Origin of the sequence: Phosphitispora sp. TUW77 (assembly GCF_048453025.1) — a bacterium.
GTDB lineage: Bacteria > Bacillota > Thermincolia > Thermincolales > UBA2595 > Phosphitispora.
Map to the genome: position 1 here is coordinate 2,236,657 of NZ_CP156677.1, position 17,675 is coordinate 2,254,331.

17 protein-coding genes are annotated in these 17,675 nt (G+C 44.2%); all 17 read right to left on the reverse strand.

Annotated features, from left to right (window positions below):
- Positions 1-447: 447 nt before the first annotated feature.
- The 17 genes from ppdK to yqfD all read right to left on the reverse strand — a co-directional run bounded on the left by ppdK (position 448) and on the right by yqfD (position 17,661).
- On the reverse strand, positions 448-3,108 hold the full coding sequence (ppdK, locus tag ABFY19_RS10875; RefSeq protein WP_418790672.1) for a pyruvate, phosphate dikinase: 2,661 nt from the start codon (positions 3,106-3,108) through the stop codon (positions 448-450).
- Positions 3,109-3,150: 42 nt separating this feature from the next.
- The gene (locus tag ABFY19_RS10880; protein ID WP_418792592.1) at positions 3,151-3,972 is read right to left on the reverse strand and encodes a pyruvate, water dikinase regulatory protein; all 822 of its coding nucleotides are present in this window, start codon (positions 3,970-3,972) and stop codon (positions 3,151-3,153) included.
- Between the two features lie 23 nt (positions 3,973-3,995).
- The gene (locus ABFY19_RS10885) at positions 3,996-4,649 is read right to left on the reverse strand and encodes a helix-turn-helix transcriptional regulator (protein WP_418790673.1); all 654 of its coding nucleotides are present in this window, start codon (positions 4,647-4,649) and stop codon (positions 3,996-3,998) included.
- 112 nt (positions 4,650-4,761) lie between these two features.
- Positions 4,762-6,843 (reverse strand): glycine--tRNA ligase subunit beta, encoded by a 2,082-nt coding sequence (glyS, locus tag ABFY19_RS10890; protein ID WP_418790674.1) that lies wholly within the window; start codon positions 6,841-6,843, stop codon positions 4,762-4,764.
- Complete coding sequence (glyQ, locus tag ABFY19_RS10895) at positions 6,836-7,723, reverse strand: glycine--tRNA ligase subunit alpha (protein ID WP_418790675.1); 888 nt, start codon at positions 7,721-7,723, stop codon at positions 6,836-6,838. Before glyQ ends, glyS begins: the two co-directional genes overlap by 8 nt.
- Before the next feature lie 22 nt (positions 7,724-7,745).
- On the reverse strand, positions 7,746-7,940 hold the full coding sequence (locus ABFY19_RS10900; protein WP_418790676.1) for a hypothetical protein: 195 nt from the start codon (positions 7,938-7,940) through the stop codon (positions 7,746-7,748).
- A gap of 49 nt (positions 7,941-7,989) precedes the next feature.
- Positions 7,990-8,397 (reverse strand): DUF4342 domain-containing protein, encoded by a 408-nt coding sequence (locus tag ABFY19_RS10905; protein WP_418790677.1) that lies wholly within the window; start codon positions 8,395-8,397, stop codon positions 7,990-7,992.
- A gap of 36 nt (positions 8,398-8,433) precedes the next feature.
- Positions 8,434-9,192 (reverse strand): DNA repair protein RecO, encoded by a 759-nt coding sequence (gene recO / locus ABFY19_RS10910; protein WP_418790678.1) that lies wholly within the window; start codon positions 9,190-9,192, stop codon positions 8,434-8,436.
- Between the two features lies 1 nt (position 9,193).
- On the reverse strand, positions 9,194-9,349 hold the full coding sequence (locus ABFY19_RS10915; protein WP_418790679.1) for a hypothetical protein: 156 nt from the start codon (positions 9,347-9,349) through the stop codon (positions 9,194-9,196).
- A 79-nt stretch (positions 9,350-9,428) separates the two neighbouring features.
- Positions 9,429-10,103, reverse strand: a complete 675-nt coding sequence (deoC, locus tag ABFY19_RS10920; protein WP_418792593.1) for a deoxyribose-phosphate aldolase — start codon at positions 10,101-10,103, stop codon at positions 9,429-9,431.
- A gap of 92 nt (positions 10,104-10,195) precedes the next feature.
- Positions 10,196-11,104: a GTPase Era gene (era, locus tag ABFY19_RS10925; protein WP_418790680.1), complete on the reverse strand. Its 909-nt coding sequence runs from the start codon at positions 11,102-11,104 to the stop codon at positions 10,196-10,198.
- Positions 11,101-11,526, reverse strand: a complete 426-nt coding sequence (locus tag ABFY19_RS10930; protein WP_418790681.1) for a cytidine deaminase — start codon at positions 11,524-11,526, stop codon at positions 11,101-11,103. Before ABFY19_RS10930 ends, era begins: the two co-directional genes overlap by 4 nt.
- A 39-nt stretch (positions 11,527-11,565) precedes the next feature.
- Complete coding sequence (locus tag ABFY19_RS10935; RefSeq protein WP_418790682.1) at positions 11,566-12,642, reverse strand: DUF3048 domain-containing protein; 1,077 nt, start codon at positions 12,640-12,642, stop codon at positions 11,566-11,568.
- A 112-nt stretch (positions 12,643-12,754) separates the two neighbouring features.
- On the reverse strand, positions 12,755-13,222 hold the full coding sequence (ybeY, locus tag ABFY19_RS10940) for an rRNA maturation RNase YbeY (RefSeq protein WP_418790683.1): 468 nt from the start codon (positions 13,220-13,222) through the stop codon (positions 12,755-12,757).
- Positions 13,164-15,371: an HD family phosphohydrolase gene (locus ABFY19_RS10945; protein ID WP_418790684.1), complete on the reverse strand. Its 2,208-nt coding sequence runs from the start codon at positions 15,369-15,371 to the stop codon at positions 13,164-13,166. Before ABFY19_RS10945 ends, ybeY begins: the two co-directional genes overlap by 59 nt.
- Positions 15,372-15,391: 20 nt before the next feature.
- Positions 15,392-16,381, reverse strand: a complete 990-nt coding sequence (locus tag ABFY19_RS10950; protein WP_418790685.1) for a PhoH family protein — start codon at positions 16,379-16,381, stop codon at positions 15,392-15,394.
- Positions 16,382-16,419: 38 nt separating this feature from the next.
- Positions 16,420-17,661 carry a sporulation protein YqfD gene (gene yqfD, locus ABFY19_RS10955; RefSeq protein WP_418790686.1) on the reverse strand — a complete coding sequence of 414 codons (1,242 nt, stop codon included), beginning with the start codon at positions 17,659-17,661 and terminating at the stop codon, positions 16,420-16,422.
- Positions 17,662-17,675 lie beyond the last annotated feature (14 nt).

The following is a 17,675-nucleotide window of genomic DNA, read 5'->3' on the forward strand; positions in this document are numbered from 1 at the left end:
CGTGGCCTGGTTTATCACTTATTATTTTTTGCCTAACTTATGTGTTCACTTAAAACAATAATACACATTTTAAAACAATAACACACATTCTGTATGTACCGGCGGCTTCAGCAACCGATTATCATATTATACCAAACATCTTTTTCAATATCAATACAAAACTTTCTAAATCTCATGTTAAAATAATTACTTTCCCCTAAAAAAAAGGTGGTAGAATAAGTATATTCTACCGGATAAGAAAATGGGTTTAACAATAACCTTCCCTTGCGGAAGGAGATGTTTAAGTGTTTTTCCCTTGTTAATTTTAGCACATTCATCACAACCTGTCTACAGGAATTTTGTGCAATGTATACAAAAACCGCACCCGTAAGGAATGTGCCATTAGTCTAAAACGCCAAAACCTTTCACGGATGCGGTATTGTTCAGTTATCTATTTCCTATTTTTTTCTATTTAGTGCTCACAGAACTTTCGCCACCGGCTTCAGCCTGTGCGGCAGCCAGCCTGGCAATAGGGACACGGTACGGTGAACAGCTTACATAATCCATACCAATTTTATGGCAGAAGCCTATCGAACTTGGTTCACCACCGTGTTCACCACAGATTCCGACCTTAAGAGCAGGATTGGCCTGGCGTCCTAGGTCTGTTCCCATTTTAACCAGCTTTCCAACACCTTCCTGGTCTAAGACCACGAACGGGTTATCTGCCAGGATTTTTTTGCTTACATAGTCGTGAAGGAACTTGCCTTCAGCATCGTCCCGGCTGAATCCGAGAGTAGTCTGGGTAAGATCGTTTGTGCCAAAGGAGAAGAAATCAGCCTGTGTGGCAATTTCATTAGCGGTAATTGCAGCCCTTGGCAGTTCTATCATTGTACCGACATGAATATCAAAGGTAACCCCCTGTTCTTCCTGAACAGCCTGGGCAATTTCCACAGCCTGATCCCGGAGCATTTTTAGTTCATTTACATGTATAACAAGGGGAATCATAACTTCCGGTTTTGCATCCACACCCTCTTTGATTAACTGTGCGGTGGCTTGGTAAATAGCTTTTACCTGCATTGCATACATCTCTGGGAACGTAACACCCAGACGGCAGCCTCTGTGACCCAGCATCGGGTTGAATTCATGAAGCTGTCTCACCTTCCGGAAGAGTTCCTCTTTCTCAGCAATAAGTTTTTTATCGCCGCCTGTACATTTAAGTTCAGTAATTTCCACTATCAATTCTTCTGAATTTGGCAGAAATTCATGCAGTGGCGGGTCCAGCAGACGGATATATACCTCAAATCCTTCCATAGCCTTGAGGATACCGTAAAAGTCCTCCTGCTGTACCGGCAGAAGCTTATCAAGTGCGGCTTCCCTATCCTCAAGTGTTTCTGCAAGAATCATTTCCTGAACGATGGGCAGCCTATCTTGGGCCATAAACATATGCTCGGTCCGGCAAAGCCCTATCCCCTCAGCACCAAACTCACGGGCCTTAGCAGCATCGTCAGGAGTATCGGCATTCGCCCTGACAGCCATAGTCCTGATATCATCGGCCCAAACCAATAGTTCCTGGAACTCGTGGGACAGTTCAGGGTCAATCATTGGTACCTTGCCCAGGATTACCTGTCCGGTAGCCCCGTCAATGGAAATTGTGTCCCCTTCCCGAATTACCGTGCCATTAACATTAAATAATTTTTCCGCATAATTTATCTTAATAGCTTCACAACCGCAAACGCACGGTTTGCCCATCCCACGGGCCACAACTGCCGCGTGGCTGGTCATCCCGCCCCGGCTGGTAAGGATACCCTGGGCGGCTACAATACCATGTATATCATCAGGAGTGGTCTCAGTCCTGACGAGGATTACCTTTTCTCCGGCATTACCCATCTTTTCAGTCTCATCAGCGCTGAAAACTACTGTACCACAGGCTGCTCCCGGTGATGCCGGCAAGCCCTTGGCAATTACTTCGAATTTGGCACTAGGGTCAATCCTCCTGTGCAAAAGCTGGTCGAGAGCGCCCGGTTCAACCCGGAGCACCGCTTCATTTTTGTCAATTAAGCCTTCAGCAACCATATCAACCGCTATTTTAATAGCTGCTGTTGCTGTCCTCTTACCATGGCGGGTCTGTAATATGTAAAGTTTGCCTCTCTCAATGGTAAACTCTATATCCTGCATGTTCTGGTAATGCTGTTCAAGGGTTTTGCAGATATCTACAAACTGATTATATATCTCAGGCATTTCCTCGTGAAGCTTACTGATTGGCTGAGGTGTCCTGATACCGGCAACCACATCCTCACCCTGTGCATTGATAAGATATTCACCATACAACGCCTTTTCTCCGGTTGACGGGTTACGGGTAAAAGCAACCCCTGTGCCGCAGTCATCACCCATATTTCCGAATACCATTGACTGGATGTTAACAGCAGTACCCAAATCATCGGGAATCTGGTTAAGCCTGCGATATACTATTGCCCTCTGGTTATTCCAGGAACCAAAAACTGCCTGAACTGCCAGCAAAAGCTGCTGCATGGGGTCTTCCGGGAAGCTGTTACCGGTTTCCCGTTTAACCACTTTCTTATATGCGGCTACGACCTCCCTAAGGTCATCAGCATTGAGTTCGGTATCAAAATGAACCCCCCGCTTTTCCTTTTGAGCATCCAGAACACTTTCAAACTTGTGGTGTTCCAACCCAAGAACAACACCGCTGAACATTTGGATAAAGCGGCGGTAACAATCCAAAACAAATCTTTCATTATCTGTTGCTTTGACCATAGCCTCACATGTCCGGTCATTAAGGCCCAGGTTAAGAATTGTATCCATCATCCCCGGCATGGAAAATTTTGCCCCTGACCGTATTGAAAGCAGCAGCGGATTGGCGGCATCCCCAAATTTTTTGCCGATTTTATCCTCCAAGCCAGCCATTTTATCTATTATTTCTGTTTCCAATCCTTCAGGCATCTGCCGTCCCTGAGCATAATAATCATTACATGCCTCAGTGGTTATCGTAATTCCGGGAGGCACGGGAAGACCGATATTGGTCATTTCCGCCAAGTTCGCTCCCTTCCCTCCCAATAGTGATTTCATATCCGCTTTGCCTTCCTCAAAAAAATACACATACTTCTTTGCCATTATCCTATCCCCCTCATTACATTAAAAATGTTTTATTTTTTATTAGGTCTGGTGTCTAATTATTTCCAGAACCTTGCTGGCTGTTTCTTCCACGGCTTTGTTGGAAACATCTATTATGGGGCACCCTACTTTGCGCATAATCCCATTAGCGTAGTCCAACTCCATAAGGATTCGTTCCAAGCTGGCATAATCGGCTCCTGATTTAAGACCTAGGGTCTTTAAACGTTCCTGCCTGATCTCATTTAAAAGTTCCGGCTTAATAGTTAAACCGATAATTTTTTTCTTAGGTAAACTATAAATCACATCAGGAGGCAATACTTCCGGTACCAGCGGAATGTTCGCAGCTTTAATACTTTTATGGGCCAGGTACATACAAAGGGGAGTCTTGGAAGTCCGTGAAACACCAATGATGACCACATTAGCCCGCATAATGCCCCGCGGGTCCTTCCCATCATCATACTTTACCGCAAATTCAATGGCTTCTACCTTCTTGAAATAGTTTTGGTCTAATTTATGCAAGAGTCCTGCTTTCATTTTGGGAACACGCCCTGATATCCTTGTCAGGGCATCCATCAAGGGCCCCAGAATATCTACAACGGGAACCCCCTTCTCCTCCGCTTCTTTAACCAAAGTATCCCTGAGTTCCGGAAGTACTAAAGTATAAGCAATAATACCCGGAACATCTTTTGCTTCATTGACAATCTCAATTATATGTTCCGGGTTATTGACATATGGAATCAACCTCATGTCAACAATACCGGAATTAAACTGACTCACAGCGGCCCTGGCCACAAAATCTGCAGTCTCCCCTACTGAATCAGATACAACAAAAACTACCGGCTGCTGTTCATGTTTTGTAGTTATCGGTATCTCCTCCTTCTCATGATTTAGTCTTGAGAGACTAAATCACTTCCATATCCCAGTTCCACAAAAAGGCGCGTAATCGTTGTTTTGGTAACCCGGCCAACAACCTCAAGCTCTTCAATCCCGTCATCGGTTTGCATAACCCTGACTACGGGAAGGGAATCGACCTCTCTCCCTGTTAGCTTCTGAGCCGCAAACAGGATAGGCTCCTCAGGAGTTGTTGTAATTAGGTTAGGCATCCTTGTCATAACTATGCTTATAGGCATTTTATGTATATCTGCACTACCCATTGTCGCTTTCAGAAGGTCTTTCCGGGAAATAATCCCTTCAAGAGCGCCCGCTTCCCTGACAACAAACAGGGTTCCCACATCTTCCAGAAACATAGTTACAACAGCATCATATACAGTAGCCTCTGCCCTAATAACTACCGGTATTGATTGGACATCCCCAACATTTATTTTATGAATGGCTTCAGCAGTATGATTGGGGGTCTTTCCAGCATAATAATAACCTACCCTGGGCCGCGCCTCCAAAATGCCGGCCCTGGTCAGTATCGTGAGGTCAGGACGAAGTGTAGACCTTATCAGTGACAATTTTGCAGCTATCTTGCTGCCGGTAATCGGACCTTCATTCTTCACGATTTGAACAATTTGTTCCTGGCGTTTGGTAAGTTCCACATGCTCACCGTCTTTCCCTGGTCAATTGTGTTATACTAATTATCAAAAATACTCTTATTAATATACTATATTTATCCTAATTTTCCTCCTTTATGTCTAAATATATTTTTATTTAAGCGACAATTTTCGTTAAATCTGCAACTGCATCGGTTAAGCCGGCAATATTTTTGAGCAGTGCCAGGCGGTTATTCTTAATTTTTTCATCATCAACCATAACCATTACACCTTCAAAGAAATTATCAATATGCTGCTGCAACAGGGCAAATCGCTGCAGAAACTGGCGGTACTGCTTTTCTTCGAGGTAGATCTTCATTTCATCCCTTGCTTTAACAAATTCGCTGTATAAGTCTTTTTCCACATCTTCGACAAAAAGCTCTGGAACAATATCATCAGTACACGCATTTTTGGCCAGATTGGAAACCCTCGTATAAGCAGTCAGCAGTTTCCCGAAGATTTCCTGACTGCGCAGGTTAGTCAATGCCTCCGCCCTGAGAAGGGTATCCGGCAGACGGTCATAGCCTACGCTGAGGACCGCATCAATAACATCATAAGTAAACCCTTTATCAGCAAATATATTTTTCAGGCGCTGCTTAAAAAACTCCCTGACCTCCAGCAGAGTTTCCCCGGCCGAAAGCTGAGCTTTAATGTTGTCGCCATAACACAAGTACGCTTTTTCTATTAAGCTATCAAGTGAAAAGTTGAGTTTCCCTTCAATGGCAATATGGCATATACCCAGTGCCTGCCTCCTTAAGGCATAAGGGTCCTGGGACCCGGTAGGCTGAATACCCACGGCAAAACACCCGACAATAGTATCAATCTTGTCACCCATGCTGATGATAGAACCCGCTGTTGTATTAGGTAAAATATCTCCTGAAAACCGCGGCAGGTAATGTTCAAAAATCGCCTGGGCCACCGATTCCCTTTCTCCGTTACTGATCGCATATTCTCTGCCCATGATTCCCTGCAGTTCAGGAAATTCATAAACCATATTTGTCACCAGGTCCGCCTTGCAAAGATATGCTCCCTGTTCAATATCTTTTAAAAGATTTTCTTCATCTAATCCCATTTCTGATGCAAGGTACCTGCTAAGCTCTCCTATGCGCTCAACTTTTTCAAAGACTGTTCCCAGGCTTTCCTGGAAGATAATTTTGCTAAGTTTGGTAACATTGGCACTTAGTGGTGTTTTCAAGTCCTCTTCATAAAAGAACTCGGCATCTGCCAGCCGCGCCCGAAGAACCTTCTCATTACCTTTTTTTACAGTGTCAAGAAAGGAGTCAGTCCCGTTTCTTAATGTAATAAACTTATTTATTAACAGGCCTTCGGAATCTACCACCGGAAAATAGCGCTGGTGCTCCCGCATTGGAGTTATCAATACCTCCTTGGGCAGGCGCAGGTAATCCCGGTTAAATGTACCGCACAGTGCGGTAGGGTATTCCAAAAGGTGGGTAACCTCATCCAGCAGTTCATCATCAGGAAGCACTTCTCCTCCTTCACATTTAGCAACCTTAACCACCTGGTTCCAGACTTTCTCCCTCCGTTCCGCCTGATCAGCAATGACATAAGCATCTCTCAGCTTATCCAGGTAATCAGGAGCCTGCTCAATCTCTATTGGCCCTTGTGATAGAAACCTATGTCCATAAGTTACCCTCCCAGACTCTAGACCCTCTATTTCAAAAGGAATTACAGTGTTCCCGAAAAGGGCAAGGAGCCACCTTATGGGACGAGCAAAACGCATTTCTTGATAACCCCAGCGCATCGGTTTGGGGAAAGATAATCCGTTTATCAAATCCAGGCAAAATCCTGGAAGGGTCCCGGCAGTTTTTTGGCCGGTCTGCCTTTTCTCAGCAAATACATATTCTCCATTAGGAGTTTCCTGTACTATAAGGTTACTTACATCAACTCCCTGGCTTTTGGCAAAACCCTGAGCAGCCTTGGTAGGATTTCCGCTGCTGTCAAAAGCGGCTTTCTTGGAAGGCCCTTTGACCATATCTACAAAGTCTTCCTGCTCCTCAGCCAGCCCGGTTATATAAACTGTCAGACGTCTCGGTGTACCATAAGCGGCAACATTATCACAAGCCAGCCGGTTTTCGTTTACCCACTTAGCTGCAATTTCCTTTAACTGACTTATGGCGGAAGGCATAAAACGAGCCGGAATTTCCTCAGTTCCAATCTCCAAAATAAAATCCTTAGCCATTAATCACACCTCCCTTTTTCAATAAGGGATATCCCATCCGCTCACGCTGTTCAACATATGCCTGGGCACAATGCCTGGCCATATTCCTCACTCGCGCAATATACCCCTGTCTTTCGGTAACACTAATGGCTGCCCTGGCATCAAGCAGGTTAAAAGTATGGGAACACTTCAAAACATAGTCATAGGCCGGGAGAACATAACCCTTTTCAATTATCCTCATTGCTTCTCTTTCAAACATACTAAACATCTCAAACAACATATCAATATCAGCTAACTCAAAATTATAGTGGGAATGTTCCACTTCTCCCCGGTGATGTACATCTTCATAGGTAATATCACCCACCCATGTGATGTCAAAAACGCTGTCAACTTTTTGAATAAACATTGCCAGTCTTTCCAGACCATAGGTGATTTCGGCACAAACCGGCTTGCAGTCAATTCCGCCACACTGCTGGAAATAAGTAAACTGCGTTATTTCCATACCATCCAGCCAAACTTCCCAACCAAGCCCCCATGCCCCGAGTGTAGGTGATTCCCAGTTATCCTCAACGAACCTGATATCATGCTGCTCAGGGTCGATTCCAATTGCCTTCAGACTATCGAGATATATTTCAAGGACATTATCCGGGTTTGGTTTCAAAATAACCTGGTACTGGTAATAATGCTGCAGCCTGTTGGGGTTTTCGCCGTACCTTCCGTCTGTAGGCCGGCGAGACGGTTCAACATAGGCAACATTCCATGGTTCAGGCCCTAAAGCCCGCAGAAACGTTGCCGGATTCATTGTTCCGGCGCCCTTTTCAATGTCATAAGGCTGCTGAATTATGCATCCACGGTCTGCCCAGAATTTGTTCAAGGTCAAAATAATCTCCTGAAAATTCACTCCTATGTACCTCCTTTAATTTTTAAAAAAACCTCTCATCCCTGGCTACGAGCCAGGGACGAGAGGTTGTCTCCCGCGGTTCCACCCTGATTGGCCGGATTTTTTCCAGCCCGCTTGAAATCTCACAGCTCCGGAGTGCCTTACCCTGCCCAAGCTGCCGGTTTGCACCTTTCACCGGCTCTCTGTAAAACCTGGAATCAGGCTGTGTCTCCTTCATAGCCTGTCATAATCAAATTATTAATACAAATACTTTACCAAAATTGTTTTCAAAAGTCAATCCCATCGGGTTTCTCCACTTCCAGAGTAACTTTATTGGCAATTGCAGCTACTGTTCCTATGCCTGCTGCAACAGCCAGCGGGGCACTGGCCAGAACTGCCAAAACACCAATGGCCCCTGCAGTGGCCGGAAACTCCGCAATTGTTTTTTCTTCCCGCTTCAGCCTGATCTTGGTACGGTTGCCCCGGCCTAAATATAATTTAAGCTCACCGAATATCTCCTCACCCTTTTCCTTCCACCTATTATCACAACAAGCATTCCTTTTTGTCTTTTGTTCAGCTAAAACAAGGGCCTCAACCAGATCATCCCCGGCATCTTCCAGGCATTCCTTGGCCTCACGGTAGGAAATTCCCAAACGTTCCCTGATAATGTCAAGCTTCTCAAGTTCGTCACTCATGGTGGCACCCCTCCTTTTAAAATAGTTTTTCCGAAATCACCCGTTATTTTGCACTGATGCCAGAGATTGTATAAAGTCAGCCGACCTGATTCTTTTTTCCAGTCTCTGGCTAATATATTGCTGCATTATTTCACCAATTTCCCTTTTCATCTTTGGGGTCATTTTGAGTACTCTCAGCCTTTTCAAATCCCATCTTGACAACTGTTTCAGCATATTCATCGTTCCCAGGGTGCAAACTGCGGCTTCCGGGTCAGATGTAGAACAAGTTTTACATAACCCGCCCCCCATATGTGAACTGAAAGCTGCCTGCAAACCGGTCAGCGGGTTCCCGCAATAAACACAGTCATCCAGGTGCGGCATATATCCCAGTAATTTCATGATCCTTACCTCAAATGCCCGGATTACCAATTCCGGATCTTCAACAGACAGCAAATGCAGGCACACCAAAGCAAGATAAAACAATTCTGACTGGTCTTCCCCGGAAACAGCAAAACCATCCAAAACCTCCGCCATATATACAGCATAAGCCATCCTATCCAGATCACCCCTGATACCGGGAAAAGATTGTTTGCCCTCACACTGGGTTATTGTCTCCAAGTTACGCCCCTTATATAAAGCAAATTCTCCATGTGTAAACAACTGAATCAGGCCTCTTTTGCGGCTCTTCGGCTTACGGCAGCCCTTGGCAATAGCCTGTACTTTTCCATATCCGCTTGTAAGGATAGTTACAATCCGGTCAGCCTCATTATAATCACTTACCCTGATAATAATTCCTTCTGTTTTATAATGTTTCATCCTAATCACCACTAACACTATTCAGAGGTTCAGGTTCTGTGTGCGGCAGCATACCTTCCATGCTTGATTCTGCAAAGCTAAAATCTTTATACAGCAAATAGGCTCCAATGTGTCCGGTAGCCTTAAATATTTCCCAAAGCGCTTCCGTTGTTCTCATTTTAGCTCATCCCCTCTTATTAGGATTGCAGCATCTTTTATTTATCATCTCCGCAAGCAAAAAAGCATATACTGGGTGTTTATTGGTATTCTATTTCATTCATGATAAGTACACCTGAGCTTGTGCCAAGCCTGGCAGCTCCTGCCTTAATCATTTCTATGGCCTGTGCCGCAGACCTGATTCCGCCGGCAGCCTTTACGCCAACTAACGGGCTGACACTGTTTCTCATCAGGGCAACATCTTCGGGCAAAGCCCCGCCTGAAGAAAATCCGGTTGATGTCTTTACAAAATTTGCTCCTTCTGCTTCGGCAATTCTGCAGGCCGTAATCTTTTCATTATTCTGAAGAAGACAAGTCTCAATTATTACTTTTACAATGCCTTGGGAATTTGCTCTTCTAACTGCCCCGACGACTTCACATATATCCCTGGCGACAGCCTCATAAAGCCTTTCCTTTAACATCCCTACTGCAATTACCATATCTATTTCCATAGCACCCTCTTCTGCCGCAGCAGCCGCTTCCCGGGCTTTTATTCCGATTGTACAGGCTCCAAGAGGAAAACCTGCCACAGTACATACCTTAACCCCGGTTCCGGTCAGTAATTTGACTGCAGTGCCAACAAAAACAGGATTTATACAAACTGATGCAAAACCATAATGAGCCGCTTCCTCACATAATTTGTGGATATCGGCGGTTGTCGCGTCAGGCTTCAGGTTTGTATGGTCAATATACTTGGCCATTTCGGCAGAGCTAATCAAAAAATCTTCTGCAGCCATTTGTTCCTCCTCTATGCCATGTTTGTCTCTCATCCTAATTGTAATATACACCATCTGTCATTACAAGTTAACTAATCTTTTAAATCATAGCCCAGATTCCTCAAGATACTATCCCTGTTTCTCCAGTCTTTCTTGACCTTCACCCAGAGGTCCAGGTATACCCTGGAGCCAAGAAGGTTTTCAATGTCTTCACGGGCCATAGCCCCGACTTTTTTCAGAAGTGTACCCTTACGGCCAACGATTATCCCCTTCTGGGACTCTTTTTCGGTAAAAATAACTGCCCTCACATATATCATGTCATTATTTCTCGGTTTAAGTTCTTCTATTTCAACAGCAACTGAATGGGGAATCTCTTCCCTGGTAAGATGGAGTACTTTTTCCCGGATTATTTCCCGGATAATGGCCTGCTCCGGCTGGTCTGTCACCATATCATCAGGATAATACATTGGTCCTTTGGGAAGCAAACCTGATATCAGTCTAATGAGGGTATCGACATTTTGACCTTCCAGGGCAGAAACCGGGACCACCTCACAAAATTCCATCATACTGCGGTACTTATCTATCAGGGGAAAAAGTTCATCTCCTTTTACCAAGTCTGTTTTATTAATCACCAGTATAACCGGTGTTTTGACCTGACTGAGAATTTCTATAATATAACGGTCACCGGGACCAACCTCTCTTTCTGAAGCTTCAATCAGGAATAAAATAACATCAACTTCCCGCAAGGCATTAAGGGCGGCATTTACCATATATTCACCCAGTTTATGTTTTGGTTTATGGATGCCCGGAGTATCAATAAACACCAACTGAGCCGCTTCAGTTGTCAGAATTGCGGTAATCTTATTCCTGGTTGTCTGGGGTTTATCAGACATAATGGCCAGTTTTCTGCCAACCATCCGGTTCATCAGAGTGGATTTCCCCACATTGGGCCTTCCCACCAAAGCTACAAAACCTGATTTAAATCCCTCTGCAGTATTCATTCAACCATCTCCTTCCCCGGAATCCCGACGTGAAAGCTGCCCGGCAGCAGTTCCGCCACAGTATTTATAACATATTCCCCGCATCTATTAAACTGAATCACCTGCAGGTCGCCAAACTCTGCCATCACCTGCCTGCAGGCACCGCATGGAAAACAAAACTCGTCGGTATCGGCAAATATCGCAATAGCCTTAAACTTCTTTTGCCCCAAGGAAACAGCCTTAAAAAAAGCCGTTCTTTCGGCACAGTTGGTCAATCCATAAGAAACATTTTCCACATTACACCCCGTATAGACTATCCCGTCACTGCCCAGTAAAGCCGCACCCACTTTAAACCGCGAATATGGGGCATAGGCATTTTCCCGCACCTGCCTAGCCTCATCCAGCAGTAAGCTGATTTCATTTTTAGTAATTTGGGTAACCAATGTATACTTCACCTTCTCTCAATACTCAACACTTAATTCTTAGTACTCTACTTTAAGGGTTGTGGGAACAACTTCAATCCAGGTTTGTCCCGGATTCAGCTTCCATTCCGCACCGTTTTCATCATAAAAAAAGGTTTGAGAACGCATCTCCTTTTTGGACCACTTTCCCGTATGTACCTTGCCACCGGTCAGCAGCAGCGCCCTTCCGCTGCCCACCATTTCTATATCTCTTCGGCCTTCGTCGTCTATTGTTCTTGTTTTTGTATATTGGATTATTATATTAGCACCTGTAAGCTGTTTACCGGTAACCGCATCCTTGTGGGCCTTTCCGCCGTTAGTCCTGAAATACAAGCCGGTTCCGGTGTCATAATCCCACCGGACAACACTAAAACTCTTATAATAATTAATTATCACTTTGTCTGCACTAATCCCGCCTGGATTCTCCTCTGTCTCACCCAAAAAACTAAATTCAGGGAATTCCACAGTTTTTTTATAACCTCTTTTTTCCCCTACTTTTCTCAGTTTTTCCGTATCAGTATAAAGATTATGTGGCGCTTGACGTTCTTTTATCCTCCAGAACGCCTGCATGCCAACCCCGAATTCATCCAATGCAGCCACTCCCTGAACACGAACCATCTTTTTGGCTTCCTCACTGCCTCCACAGTAAGCATACATGGCATTATACTCAAACATACGCTCTATATAATATGGTCTGGCACTGCGGACAGGCCCCAATTCAGCCGTGTCACCATGCAGAAATATTGCTAAGAACCTTGTAATAGCACCTTCAGCTAAAATCTCATAGATTATGTCGGCCTTATCCAGTCCCGACTGAGGCCTGGCAGCAGGGGCGTTCTCTATCATTACCGCCAGGGGCCGCCTGTCGGTAGTGCCCTCAGGAACCAGATCACCCGAAAGTGGACAGCGAACCATAGCCGGCAATGGTTCTGTAGTCTTTAACTTATTATCCCCGTTTTCCTCGCTGTAAATCGAACTGGTTACAGTATCAGTGCCATTATCAACACTAGAGCCGGCCCCTGAACATCCTGAAAACACAAGCAGAAAAACACCCAAAAACAGCAAGAAAAATCCTTTTTGTTTTTTTACCCCAAACATATTATCACCACTTGCAGAAAGCTTAACAGGGTGGCTTTATTCCTGATCCACCCCTAAAAATGCACTGGTATCTAAATTTGCACAAGCCTTTTGGAACATTGTACAGCGGATATCAACGTGAAATATTTAACAGTGAAAGAACCTTCTCTTCACGATCTCTCATTATCCTGCGCCTGTCTTCAGCATCATGTCTATAGCCCAAAAGATGGAACATCCCATGAGCAGCAAGGTAAGCCATCTCCCTTAATAGACTGTGTCCGTACTCTTCAGACTGGCGCAGGGCTGTTTCCATTGAAATTACAATATCTCCCAAAATATTCTCAGTCTCTCCGTTAATAACAGGTTCCTCTTCATCAATCTCTTCCATAGGAAAAGAAAGTACATCGGTTGCCACACCCTTATGGCGATATTTGTAATTCAGTTCTGTGATATACGTATCATCAACTAAAGCAATGGTGACTTCAGGGTCGTCACCTCTGCCTTCTAGTTTCAGTGAAACTGCCACAACCATTTCCATGGTATCAAGTATCTTGCTGTTCACCGGCACTTTTTCCTGAAGATTGTTTACGAAAACTGGCATCCCTGGCTTTTCTCCTTTCGATTTCCTTAATTACTATTTCAGGATATTCCACTCTGGTATGAAAAATCCCTGACAATACCCTTACAAAAGCTACAGCAATAATATCCAAGTCCTTAAATGTCAGGTCACATTCATCAAGCTGCCCATCATGAAGCTTTTCTTTAATAACCTTCCGAACCAGCCCTTCAATCCTTCCCGGTGTCGGTTTCTGCAAAGCCCTAACCGCCGCTTCCACAGAATCAGCCATCATAACAAGTGCCGCCTCTTTGGTCTGTGGCTTAGGACCCTCATACCGGAAATCATTCTCATTCACTGTTTTTTCATTATTCTCATTTTCAAGGGCACGGTGGAAGAAAAAACTAACCAAACTTGTACCGTGATGTTGTTCAATGATGTCAATGACCATTTTAGGCAATTTATGTTCACAGGCAATTTCAGCACCATCTTTGGTATGTGAAGTAATAATCAAAGTACTCAGGTTAGGGGTCAGCTTGCTATGCGGATTTTCACTGGATAACTGGTTTTCAATAAAAAAATACGGACGGCGCAGTTTTCCTATATCGTGATAATAAGAACCCACCCTGACCAGCAGCGAATCCCCGCCAACGGCATCAGCTGCAGCTTCAGCCAAGTTGCCGACAAGAATACTATGGTTATACGTACCGGGTGCTTCCAAAAGCAATTGTTTTAACAAGGGCTGTCCCGGATTCGCAAGTTCCAGCAGTTTAACTGAAGAGGTTATCCCAAAGGCGCTTTCCAAGTACGGCAGAACCCCAATAGTCAATATTGCCGAAAAAATTCCATTTAAAAGGCCGAAAAGTACTCCAATGGCCATTGATGTTGAATCTACACCCCTGGTTACCAATTCTATAGATATAATTGCCAGGATATTTGCAGAGCTGACATAGACCAACCCTGCTTTAGCCATATCGGAACGCTGACTCAGTCTAGAAACACAGTAAACGGCAACCAGACCGGAAATCATCCCAACAAAGGCGAAACGCAATTCACTGCCTGTAATCACCCCGATTAATCCGCTCATGACAGCTGTCGCCAATAAAGCCATCCTGGTATCCAAGAGAATTGCCAACAGCATACTGGCTGCTGCAACCGGTATCATATATCCAAGCATATCGGCCCATCCGAAACCGGTTTGTATTGCCATCACCGTTTTTGCCAAAAGCAGTTCACTAATAACAATAATGGCGATAAGCAGCAGAAATTTTTCGTTAAGGTAGATATCAATATGATTCTGGTACAGGTATACCATCATTACCACCATGGCAATAATGACCAGCATAGCAATCCCCAGCACAGTACTGACTGGTACAGGCGCTTTCAGTAACCCTAGGGCTTCAAGCTTCTGAATATGTTCAGTTGTAACAATATCTCCCTGACTGATAATCTTTTCATTGTTTTGGACAACAACAGTTACCGGAGCAACCTTATCCATGGCTTCTTGCTTTTTTTTCAGGGTTTCTTCAGCATTATAAATGAAATTTGGCCTAAGTGTATAATCTATCAGTGCTCCCATGAAGGTTCTGGCATCCTCGGGAAGATTGACGGCAACAACATCCTGCTCTAATATAGATGACTTAATCTGATCAATATTTTCTTCAGGAATCCCTTTGTTATAGGCTGCCCTAACAATTTCCCGCGTTTTAATATCAATGCCCTGAATTGTCTGGCTTTCATATTTGGCAAGGCTTGAATATACACCCTCAGGAAGAATGAAAGGAATATCATGCTTAAGCTGAGTGACCTTGGCCTCAGGTGTCAATTCTTCATTCCCGCTTACAGCCTTGAGTTTGTTCATGAAATTATTAATATCGGCAATTGTTGCATCAAAGGCTCCCGGGTCCTCCTCATGCACCTTGCCAACAGCTTCAGCCGCTCTTCGCCTTGCTTCGGCAGTCTTGGTTTTGTCCTCAAACTCTACGGTTCTGTTAGCAAAAATCGGACTTTTCTGAGCAAAAGGTTGTCCAACATTTATATCGATTCTTTCAGGTAAAAACTTCATCGAAAGAATTGCTGTAACAATAACAAAAAACCCGACTCCTATTAAGAGACGCCTGGTTGTAGTATTTTTAAAAACCGGCACTATTTTTTTCCATAAAAAAGATGCCAGGTCCCTGGTAATCAGTGCCATTTATGTCACTTCCAATTAATTCAAAAATTTGTTGACTTCCCTATTTCCTTCTCTCGTTCTGCCTTCTCATAGGCAGCTATAATCTTCTGGACAAGCTGATGTCTCATTACATCTACCCCGCTAAGGTGCTGAAACGAGATGCCCTGAATACCACCGAGTGTTTTCTGTGCTTCCAGCAGCCCGGAATACTGCCCCCTGGGAAGGTCAACCTGGGTAACATCCCCGGTAATAACCGCCTTGGAACCGAATCCGATACGGGTCAAAAACATCTTCATCTGTTCAGGTGTAGTATTCTGAGCCTCATCCAGAATTATAAAAGCATCATCTAGTGTACGTCCCCTCATATATGCCAAGGGGGCTATTTCAATGATATTTTTTTCCAGCAGTTTCTGGGTCTTCTCCGTGCCCAGAATATCATAAAGACTGTCATATAACGGTCTTAGGTATGGATTGACTTTTTCCTGCAGGTCACCAGGCAAAAAACCCAGCTTTTCCCCCGCCTCTACCGCAGGGCGTGTAATTATCAGCCGGTTAATAGCCTTATCTTTTAATGCTTTTGCAGCCATAGCAACTGCCAGGTAAGTCTTCCCTGTTCCCGCAGGTCCAATCCCAAAAACTATATCATTTTCAGCAATAGCATCTACATATCTCTTTTGGCCGTGAGTCTTTGGCTTTACCAGTTTACCCCGAAAAGTTACCATAATTACTTCAATAGCTAAGTCACCTATTTTTTCACCCTGGCCATCCTTTACCAGCTTTATGCTGTATTGGACTTCCCTGAGAGTTATCTGGGTCCCCATAGCACTTAGCTCTATCAACTGGTTTAAAACCCTTGCACTCTGCTCAACCGGCTCAATTTCACCGGTCACAACGAGATGGTCATCCCTTACCACAATCTGCACACCCATGTCATTCTGAATAAAATAAAGGTTCTCGTCATGATTTCCAAAAACATTGACCGTATCTTCAAGTTTCTGCAGTGGGATTTTCTTTTCAGATTTAACAATCAATAATTATGAGACCTCCTGATATTTTTGTAAGATTAAGTTTAACTGCTGCTGTTCTTTTTCAGGGGTTGTATCCGGCCTATGTCCTCAACAGTCTCTAAAACATACTTAACCCTAACCACATTGCTTCCACGAGCCGGAATCTCTTCAGAAACCTCTTTCAGTATTCTGGCATTAAAAGGCAGTTTAGCCGTTACACTGGCAAGAGCCCTTTCCCGGGCAATTTTCTTTGCCTGGGTTATGCCTATTATATCACGGTAGCTTTCAACCTCATAATAATTCATCGTAATTAATTCGACAGGAATACTAAGATTCCTCCATTCATAAATTCTTTTAACATTTGTATCGGTAACATAAGACTGAAATAATATCGACTTAGGCCCCTTAATCACAAATTCTTTGTTAAAAGCTCTAATACTGAGCGTCTGTACCTTTTTACCGGTTCTGCGAACCCCGGTATCAACAAGCCGGCACTCTCCATAACCTTCATACCAAACAGATGCCCGTACAATTCCCCTAGCCCTCACCAACTCAACCGGCAAGACCTTTTCATTATCAGATTTACTGTCATTCTCTTCATCCTGCTCAGGTTCAGGTGCAATTACCCCTGTGATCAGAATATCATTTTTCTTTACCATATCCCCTTCAATAACTGCCGGTCTTCCCCTGAGAACAAGGATTTCCCGGATAAGGCCGTCTTTTAGGGCCACAACATTTGCCGGTGAATTATCTGCAGGAGGGATAATAACTTTTTCGGCAATTTCTATTACTGCCTTGGTACCGGTAACCCTTATTCCAACCCATGAAACCTCAGGTATTTCATTTCTAAGATACTTTTCGACACTATCCTTGTCAAGCCCCTTCTTCAAGGTTCCCATAGAAAGTCCAGCTTCTTCGGCTGTCTTTAGCAGCCGTTCCCTGGGAATATTAACATTACCTTTAACCTCCACAAACCAAACAAATGACGTCAACAGATAAATCGCCAGGACTGACATAACGGCTCCTGAAAGCAATACTTTTCTCTTTTTCATCCCGGCAATACGAAAAGGGAGGCCACCCCTGCCAACTATCTTAAAGCGGCAGCCGGTCCGCCGGCCAATATGCCGTAAAGCCCTAATACCATTTAATCTTAGTTTAACACTAGCTTTCCCGGAATCGGTCCATTTCACGTCCCAAAGGTATATTCCCCGACTTACGGCCATATTTATTAACTTTTCAAAATTTTTACCTTCTACCACTAATAATACATATCCCGTAATAAACGACCATAATCGCGCCAGCACTCTTTTAATGCCTC

Coding starts and splice junctions, on each gene's coding strand:
- ABFY19_RS10935 (WP_418790682.1), bottom strand. CDS start 12,642: ATGTTTGGGGTAAAAAAACAAAAAGGATTTTTCTTGCTGTTTTTGGGT.
- recO (WP_418790678.1), bottom strand. CDS start 9,192: ATGAAACATTATAAAACAGAAGGAATTATTATCAGGGTAAGTGATTAT.
- ppdK (WP_418790672.1), bottom strand. CDS start 3,108: ATGGCAAAGAAGTATGTGTATTTTTTTGAGGAAGGCAAAGCGGATATG.
- ABFY19_RS10945 (WP_418790684.1), bottom strand. CDS start 15,371: ATGGCACTGATTACCAGGGACCTGGCATCTTTTTTATGGAAAAAAATA.
- ABFY19_RS10905 (WP_418790677.1), bottom strand. CDS start 8,397: ATGAGTGACGAACTTGAGAAGCTTGACATTATCAGGGAACGTTTGGGA.
- ABFY19_RS10915 (WP_418790679.1), bottom strand. CDS start 9,349: ATGAGAACAACGGAAGCGCTTTGGGAAATATTTAAGGCTACCGGACAC.
- era (WP_418790680.1), bottom strand. CDS start 11,104: ATGAATACTGCAGAGGGATTTAAATCAGGTTTTGTAGCTTTGGTGGGA.
- ybeY (WP_418790683.1), bottom strand. CDS start 13,222: ATGCCAGTTTTCGTAAACAATCTTCAGGAAAAAGTGCCGGTGAACAGC.
- ABFY19_RS10900 (WP_418790676.1), bottom strand. CDS start 7,940: ATGAAGGAGACACAGCCTGATTCCAGGTTTTACAGAGAGCCGGTGAAA.
- glyS (WP_418790674.1), bottom strand. CDS start 6,843: ATGGCTAAGGATTTTATTTTGGAGATTGGAACTGAGGAAATTCCGGCT.